This is a genomic window from Anaerobacillus sp. CMMVII (assembly GCF_025377685.1).
Taxonomy (GTDB): domain Bacteria; phylum Bacillota; class Bacilli; order Bacillales; family Anaerobacillaceae; genus Anaerobacillus.
The window spans coordinates 111,691-119,836 of record NZ_JACEHK010000013.1 but is presented as its reverse complement, the minus strand read 5'-3'; the positions used below and the strand labels follow the sequence as shown (position 1 = coordinate 119,836).

Genomic DNA, 8,146 nt, shown 5'->3' with positions numbered 1-8,146 from the left:
GGTTCTAGTTCACCCAACCTAGTTGCCTGAATGATGAAGCGCCCTAGCATCCAAGAATCGTTAGCAGATTTATAGTTTCGGAAATTGCTAATTGCTTGGTCTAAAGGGAGTTGAGAAGGCGGGAATAATCCCGCATAATCAATTAAATTCGCTAAGAAAGAGCGGGTGCTTGATTTCAACGTAGACACTCCTTTTCCCTCTTATATGTTCCCGCGACGTTCTTGTTCACGCTCAATCGATTCAAACAACGCCTTAAAGTTTCCTTCTCCAAACCCTCTCGCACCTTTTCTTTGGATAATCTCAATAAATAGGGTAGGACGGTCGACAATCGGTTTCGTAAAAATTTGTAAGAGGTATCCCTCATCGTCTCTGTCTACTAATATACTAAGCTCTTTTAGCTTTTTAACATCCTCATCGATGTCTCCTACTCTCGCACTTAAATCCTCATAATATGTTTCAGGTGTAGGGAGAAATTCAACTCCATTCTCTCTTAGTGCTTTAATTGTTGAGATTATGTCATTTGTTAACAGGGCCATATGTTGAACACCAGGGCCATTATAAAAATCTAAATATTCCTGAATTTGTGACTTTCGTTTTCCTTCTGCTGGTTCGTTAATCGGAAACTTAATTCTTCCAGTTCCATTCATCATAACTTTAGACATAAGAGCTGAGTATTCTGTAGAAATGTCATCATCGTCAAAATGTTTTAAAACTGTAAAACCAAATACCTTTTCATAGTACGTTGTCCATTCTTCCATACTTTCAACGTTCCCTACGACATGGTCAATTCCTATTAGACCAGTGGTAGTTGAATGGTTCGTGCCTTCGTATGCTTGAAACCCTGGCAAAAAAGCACCTTGATAGTCTTGTACTTCGAGTAAGGTATGAATTGTGTCTCCGTATGTTCCAATAATCGCTTTTTTTACCGAGCCATATTCATCACTTTCCGTCCACGGTGGTTGAATTGCTATACCACCACGAGCAATGGCTCCGTGGTAGGCTTCATCAACATTAGCAACCTTTAAGGCAATATCCTTACCACCATCACCATGCAACTTCACAAAAGAAGAAATATCCGTTTGGTCTGACAATGAACCTGTAATGACTAAGCGAATGTCTCCCTGTTCAAGTACGTAGGAAACTCGATCACGACACCCTGTTTCAAGTCCTCGATACGCCTTAATTTGAAACCCAAAAGCATTACAGAAAAAATAAGCAGATTGCTTCGCATTTCCTGTATAAATCTCCATATGATGAAAACTTTCTACTTCAAAGCTGTTCTCCTTGTTACTTGTATTGGTTACTTCTTGTGTCATACTTTTATCCCCCTTTAATAATTTATACTATTTACACCTTTTAAATAATATTAATATTCTAAATAATCCAACGCAAGCGCTTACATAAACGCTTAAACTCTGTAAACAAATAAAGTATTCTCGGTGGATAGGACAAGATAATTTATCACGCTAAAACGTTATAGCTTTCACTTGTATTCTTGCAAACTTATTTTCTTGCACTCTATAATCACAATATATAGTTTTCGAGGTGATTTCATGATGACAGTAAAGATAAAATTTTGCCCCCATAACTTTAAAGGCGAGTTAAACGATTTGATCAATTATTTAAAACAACTCGAAAATGTCATAGTCGCAGATGATCTGTGTCTAAACTATTGTGGTCAATGCTTAGTACACCCATTTGCACTTATAAACGGAAAAAACATTACCGGTAAATCAGTCGCCGAGCTCCAGCAAAAGGTCGTGGAATACTTGGATGGGATTAAGAACTCTTAAGGGGGTCTGACCCCAATGTCATTAACTTAACTTTACAAAAAATGTAAGGGATTAAAAATAAAACATTATGTTCTCTTGACTTTTTAAAATCACCACAATAATCGATTTGAATACCAATTACTAGGTATATCTTTCGATTAAGTGGTGATTTTTTTGCGAAAAAGTAGGTTTTTAGAAGCGGTTAAATTAACTCAGGAAGTGTTGGATGATTTTATTTTCATGTGTGAAGCAAGGGCTAAACCGGGTTATTTTACTCGTGAGGGGAAAAACAAGTTAAGTTTCAAGACTACGATCCTGTTTATGTTAAATTTCGTTAGGAAAAGCCTTCAATATGAGTTGGACAACTTCTTCGAAGTAATTGATAAGGAGAAGGTTGCAATAAGCAAGCAAGGTTTTTCAGCGGCAAGAAGGAAGATTAAGCCTGAGGCATTTATGTATTTATTCAATATGATAGCGGATTGGTTTTATGAACAGGGAGGACATAAAACCTATATGGGATATCGATTATGTGCAATAGACGCTGCTATTTTAGAGATAAATAACTCAAAAAAATTAAGGGATGTCTATAACTCAGCGAAAGGCACGTCGGTCGAGCTTGCACGAGGAATGACATCCTGTATATATGATATCGAAAATAACATAATAGTTAAAGCATTAATTACAAAATGTACAGCACCAGAACGAGAAGTGGCTATACAATTGATAGAAATGTTAAGAGATAGTGGATTTAAAAACGATTTACTTCTCTTTGATCGTGGATATCCTTCCATTGATTTTTTCTTTTATTTGATGAGTGTAAACACCAAATTCGTCATTAGAATTCCTAATAAGTATTACAAAAATAAGATAGACTCATCATTATCCGATCAAACCATTAGGTTTGAGAAACAAGGAAGGGAGATTACTTTAAGGGTCATAAAGTTTGAGTTGGATTCAGGAATCGAAGAAATTTTAGTAACTAATTTAATGGACACATCGATAGATGTAAAACAATTTAAGTCACTATATTTTAAACGATGGGGGATTGAAGTTAAATACGATGAGTTAAAGAACAAGCTAGAAATACAGAAATTCACAGGAGATTCCCAGGATACTATTGAACAAGATTTTTATGCTTCAATGTTTCTAGCAAATATGGTCTCATTGGTTAAACAAGAGGCAGATGAGTTAATAGCAATAGAACATTCGACTAAGAAGCTCAAGCATCAATATACTGTAAATATCAACATTCTAATTGGGAAAATCAAGGACAAATTACTAGAAATACTTCTAGAAAAGTTTGAGGAATTACGGTTAGTAATGTATCGAAAGATATTGGGAGAAATTATTCGAAACAAGGTCCCCAAAAGGCCTGGAAGGAAATTCATTCGTCGAAAAAGCTTAAAAGCGAATAAGAATTGTATGAACAGAAAGACTTGCATCTAACTAAGAAATAACTAAAAAATAAAAGCCAGGGAGATGAAAAAAATTAATTATCATCGCCCGGGCATCCTATTGTCTTTTTTAGTAATTTAATTACCGAAATAGAAACAAATATACCGTTCTATTTCTAGAGAAATACTATTTGTAAATTTCTGTAACACTAACTTGATGACATTGGGTCTGACCCCCAACGCGTTAAAGGATTAACGTATTGAGGGTCAGCTAGGTAAATACGTCTCACCTGGATCATTCAATTTTATTGGAATGATCCCTTTTCGATAGATATATCCTCGAAGTGGACTTTCGTTGAGGAGACCCAAGGAAATTATAGTGAATATAAGTCAATTCGAATATCTAAGTTTGCACCAACTTGAATATCATTTTGATCTAATGGGCCATTAATTCGTAGTCTGATCCATTCGATATCTGCTGCATCTCCTCGATCGATGACAAAAACTAGCGATCCGGTTTTAATCATACCTTCTATGAGAGTGCCGCCTAAATTATCGCTTAAAAATAGATCGGCAACCTCAACCTCTTCTCCCGTATTTAAAATCAAACTAGCTTGCTCAGGGAACCAGGCAATTTCCTCGTCACTAAGATTTTCAATATCTAGCGCGACAGTTACGTAACTAAATTCATCCGAGTTCATTTTTGTTTGCAACTCATTTTCAGGAAAAGCATGAACCACTTTCACTTTTGGAATTGTTACTTTTAATGGACCTGAATAAAACCATTCATTCACTTCTGTTTTTCTAACCAAAGTAAATCTGCCAGCTTCTGTTTCGATAACTCCTCCGATAGGTACTTCAACCATCTCATCAAGGATCGCTTCATCTGCATGATTACTTTTCTTGATAGTTACATTTTCTCGATTATGGTCGGCGAACTCCTCAACACTAGGAGTTTTAGTTAAATTCTCAATACCACAGCCAGTTAAAATAAAACCAACACAAGTTGTGAGTAATAGTAATTTCTTCATGTTTACCTCCCCATATTTTTTCTTAATGTGCCCAATTCTGCCACAATAATTACCATTCTGGGGTTTAAATGATTTGGCATAGTGAGTAAGGTTAAAACTAAAATTGATATGTCCAAGACTTTTAGAACTCAACTGATGAAGATTTTCTTCCTATGGAGCGTTTTGAAGGTAAGATTACCCTCTAATACCAACTGTTTAATATGTACAATGGTTATAATTCATAGTAAAATTTAATTATTCATTGAAAGACATCGTAATAGACGGGGAAGTAGCGGCGCCTTGTAACCTGCAATCCGCTATAGCAGGGTCGAATTCCTAGAGAAGGTCTAATCATGTTTGGTCAGTACTTTGGATGTGATGTTGACGAAAAAATCTTTTACAAAGAAAAACCTACGAACGGGTCAGATCCGGAAGGAAGCAGCCATAAGGAGGACACTTTTCTTGTGTAAAGGGCCACTTTTTCTGAGTCGTTGAAGGAGTAACGCAAGGATGATTAGTTCGTACCTAGGTTTGCGATTTACATAAATCAACAAAAAGAAACTGTTCCTAATGATTAGGAGCAGTTTCTTTTTGTTTTTTTGTGTTTTTGGTCTTTTTTGGGGTCTGACCCCCAGTGATTTAAAGCTTTAACGCAGTGAGGGTCAGACCCCAAAAAAGACCCCCTCATTCCCTAATTTATTTTACCTTCACTGGTATTTTTAGTTCATGCCTTCTTGATCCGTCATTGGCACTTTCTTCATAGAGAATGACCGTTCCTGAATATTTAGACACTTCGTCTAACTCAATGATAATCTCAAATTCTCCCCAGCCTGGGGCACCCTCACTAGCAGTTGTAAAACCTTCTGCTAAAATAAAGTGACCATCCTCAAATTCGTACATGATAGTCCCTTCATAAACTCTAGCTAATCCCCTTACTACTATGCGATCTTTCACTTCGGCTCCTGGGCTAGGTTCAAAAATACGGAAAGCGACGTTCTGTAATACAATCTCTCGAGAAATTTTTTCGTCTACCCATAAGTAGCTCTCAGGGTCATTGGCGGCAATTGGTTCGCCTGTATAAAGATGTCCTAGTAAGCTTTCACCGACTCTTCCTTCGACTAAAATTTGTGTTTGCTCAAATCCAAATTGTTGCATGAGCATCGCTAGCTGTTCAGCAAACAATAATTCCCCACTTGAGCCTAAATTCAGTTCTGTTATCTCTTTTGAAAAACTAACATGAGCAACTCCACCAAAATTTTCTATATATTCAATAATAACTTTTGAGTTGATTAATCCCATTAACTCATCGTGATCAGGTCCCTTTAACCAAGCTTCAAGTGCAGCCTTTTCGATTTGATCGCCTTCCCTAACAACTATTTCTTTTTCAACTCGATAAGTCCCCATTAAATCATTATCTGAAAAATAGAGTACAATTTGATGAGCTTCGTATTTTTCTTCAGGTGTTGGAGACAAATTCCCTTCGTCAATTGGTTCCTCTACTTCAGGTTCTGGTACGTTATCCGAGTCTTGACCTGGATTTTCCTCTACTGGATCCTTTACATCAGGATCTGGAGCAGGAATTTCCTGCACGCAAGCCGATAGTAACAAAAGACTAGATAATAGAGTAATTAGTAGGTAGGAAATTAATTTTTTCACTTATAATAACCCCCTTGTAAGATGTATAGATTAGCTATAAGCTATCCTACTTATACTATAGTTTCGATTTGTATCATGAAAGTTTATTGAATGTAACATTTTTGTTACTTAAAGAATTTTTTCGTTAACATAGTGGCCTTATGGAAAATAAATCATTTAATAAACCATATTTCACCGTTAACAGCCTAGTTAAAAAACAAATTGATACACGTCCCCTGATTTTTCAAAGAATAAACTTCTATCCTCCCATTATGCAAATCCACTATTTGCTTAACGATCGTTAACCCTAAACCTGTACCATCTTGATTCCATTCCGTTGCATCATTCGACCGGAAAAACAGTTCAAAAATATGAGGGAGATCTTCTGTTCCTATACCTATTCCATGGTCACATATACTAATCTTATTCCATCCTTTTTCACGTTTCGAAGTGATTTTTACTTGCCTCCCTTTTGGTGAATATCGAATCGCATTTGAAACGAGGTTTTCAAGTGCGCGATAAAATAATTCACGATCGACATAAAATTCGAGAGGTTCAAGGTCAAATTTTAACTCGATTTCATTTCCAAGGGCTATATATTGAAAGGAATCTAGGAGATGTTCTTGTATATCATGTATATTTATCAATTCTTTATTGCATTTATCGTCCCAAATAGAATTAATCCTTAGTAATTGGTCAACTAGGCGTTGCATTTTTTTAACTTGGAAGGCAAGGTCTTGTACAAATTCACCATATAATGCTTCTTGCTCGCGTACATAGGGTAAATTCTCCACGATTAGCTGCATGGTGGTTAAAGGCGTTTTAAGTTCATGTGATGAAGTACTCAAAAATCGTCTTTGTCTATCATCATATAAATTTAATTCTTCAACCATATTTTTAATAGCATCAATTAATGCTTTAACTTCGTCTTGGCGCTGATGTTTTACTGAAAAGACTCTTTTTTGTGGGGTGATTTTTTTTAGTTGAGTAATAATTTGACGGATGGGTTTTGAGAACCAAGTTGAGACAATATAGGAAATCATGAAGAAGGAAAAAACTGCAATTAGTAACGTTTGGATCATCCATCTCTGAAAAGACGTTACCTCAGCAAACAATTCGTTTGCATCTTGAACCATTAAAAGATATCCCTTACTCTCTCCTGTCTGAAAAGGAAGTAATGTATATTGAACATAGCCGAATGCTTCTGTGTTTGAAAAAATTGAACCAGGAACAGTTTCTTTTTTTAGTATCGTCAGATGTAAAATTGTATTTGGAACAAGTTGATTAAAACTGTCCACATACACCTTTTTTTCTTCGTCCAACATGATCAACCTACTATTTATCTGTTCACTGTACGTTCGAAGATACCCAATACTGCGATTAGGAGAATAAGGATATGTTTCTTTGAATTGATTAAGAATAGTTGTGCCTTGAGTAATCGAGACTTGCTCGTACCCTACTTGTAAACGATGCTCATACGTTCTTGATACAACCATGTATACGACAAGAGTCACACAGATAAATACACAGGAGTAAATTAACCACAATTGGTATTGAATTTTCATGACTTTCCACAAATCTGTACCCCATACCTCTGATGGCATAAAAATATTTTTCACCTGTAAGCTCCAGTATTTTTTTACGCAAGCGACTAATGGTCACATCAACAGTTCGTTCACTATACGCTAGTATCCCTCCCCAGACCTGTTCATATAAAAATTCTCTTGAATAAACATTCGTTGGTTTCTTGATCATAATTTCTAATAGTTTATACTCATTCGCAGTAAGTGGAATCGTTTGATTGTTAAAACTGATCAGTAGTTTTTCACGGTCCAAATTTATTCCCTCATAATGTAGCCACTGTTCGCTACGTTGGTCAGCACGTGTCGTGTCATTCCGTCGTAATAAAGCATGAATCCTAGCCAATAATTCCCGTTGGTCGAATGGCTTTACAATATAATCATCTGCACCTACTTCTAATCCGATGACCTTATCAAATATTTCACCTTTAGCAGTAATCATGATTATCGGCACATTAGACTCTTTTCGGATTTGTTTACACAATTCTAAACCGTCCTTTTTCGGGATGGTCCAATCCAACAAAATCAAATCATATGCTTTTGAGCCTACAGCTTTCCATCCAGCCTCTCCATCATAAACTATATCAACCTGATAGCCTTCCCGCTCCAAGAAAAATGCGATGTTTTTAGCTAAAATCCGTTCGTCCTCCACCAATAAAAATGTTCTCATATCGGTTCCCCCCTGATCCAATTCCCTGTTGGTGGTATATTTTTAATTCAAGGTATGCCACTTCCGAGTGAAATAGAAGAAGAAA

At 36.2% G+C, this 8,146-nt stretch carries 7 protein-coding genes and 1 other RNA gene; 3 read left to right on the top strand and 5 right to left on the bottom strand.

Going from position 1 to position 8,146, the window contains the following annotated elements; all coding sequences use genetic code 11:
- Nucleotides 1–200: 200 nt before the first annotated feature.
- Nucleotides 201–1,316, bottom strand: a complete 1,116-nt coding sequence (gene hppD, locus H1D32_RS17125; RefSeq protein ID WP_261179490.1) for a 4-hydroxyphenylpyruvate dioxygenase — start codon at nt 1,314–1,316, stop codon at nt 201–203.
- A gap of 237 nt (nt 1,317–1,553) precedes the next feature.
- Between hppD and H1D32_RS17120 the strand changes: the two genes are divergently transcribed.
- Both H1D32_RS17120 and H1D32_RS17115 read left to right on the top strand, forming a co-directional pair.
- A complete protein-coding gene (locus H1D32_RS17120; protein ID WP_261179489.1) occupies nt 1,554–1,793 on the top strand; it encodes a DUF1450 domain-containing protein in 240 nt (79 codons plus the stop codon).
- A 153-nt stretch (nt 1,794–1,946) separates the two neighbouring features.
- The gene (locus tag H1D32_RS17115; protein WP_261179488.1) at nt 1,947–3,218 is read left to right on the top strand and encodes an IS4 family transposase; all 1,272 of its coding nucleotides are present in this window, start codon (nt 1,947–1,949) and stop codon (nt 3,216–3,218) included.
- A gap of 322 nt (nt 3,219–3,540) precedes the next feature.
- Here H1D32_RS17115 and H1D32_RS17110 read toward each other — a convergent pair whose 3' ends face one another.
- Nucleotides 3,541–4,197, bottom strand: a complete 657-nt coding sequence (locus tag H1D32_RS17110) for a DUF4352 domain-containing protein (RefSeq protein ID WP_261179487.1) — start codon at nt 4,195–4,197, stop codon at nt 3,541–3,543.
- 251 nt (nt 4,198–4,448) lie between these two features.
- Between H1D32_RS17110 and ffs the strand changes: the two genes are divergently transcribed.
- Nucleotides 4,449–4,713, top strand: an RNA gene (gene ffs, locus H1D32_RS17105) — signal recognition particle sRNA large type.
- Nucleotides 4,714–4,872: 159 nt separating this feature from the next.
- Here ffs and H1D32_RS17100 read toward each other — a convergent pair.
- From H1D32_RS17100 to H1D32_RS17090, 3 genes are all read right to left on the bottom strand, one after another.
- Nucleotides 4,873–5,832 carry a Gmad2 immunoglobulin-like domain-containing protein gene (locus H1D32_RS17100; protein WP_261179486.1) on the bottom strand — a complete coding sequence of 320 codons (960 nt, stop codon included), beginning with the start codon at nt 5,830–5,832 and terminating at the stop codon, nt 4,873–4,875.
- 185 nt (nt 5,833–6,017) lie between these two features.
- Nucleotides 6,018–7,388 (bottom strand): sensor histidine kinase, encoded by a 1,371-nt coding sequence (locus H1D32_RS17095; protein ID WP_261179485.1) that lies wholly within the window; start codon nt 7,386–7,388, stop codon nt 6,018–6,020.
- Nucleotides 7,285–8,061, bottom strand: coding sequence for a response regulator transcription factor (locus H1D32_RS17090; protein WP_261179484.1), 777 nt, complete (start codon nt 8,059–8,061; stop codon nt 7,285–7,287). The genes H1D32_RS17095 and H1D32_RS17090 overlap by 104 nt, the downstream gene beginning before the upstream one ends.
- Nucleotides 8,062–8,146: the final 85 nt, after the last annotated feature.

What these genes read in the sequence shown, in the direction of transcription:
- hppD (WP_261179490.1), bottom strand. Translation starts at nt 1,316, where the DNA reads ATGACACAAGAAGTAACCAATACAAGTAACAAGGAGAACAGCTTTGAA.
- H1D32_RS17090 (WP_261179484.1), bottom strand. Translation starts at nt 8,061, where the DNA reads ATGAGAACATTTTTATTGGTGGAGGACGAACGGATTTTAGCTAAAAAC.
- H1D32_RS17110 (WP_261179487.1), bottom strand. Translation starts at nt 4,197, where the DNA reads ATGAAGAAATTACTATTACTCACAACTTGTGTTGGTTTTATTTTAACT.
- H1D32_RS17120 (WP_261179489.1), top strand. Translation starts at nt 1,554, where the DNA reads ATGATGACAGTAAAGATAAAATTTTGCCCCCATAACTTTAAAGGCGAG.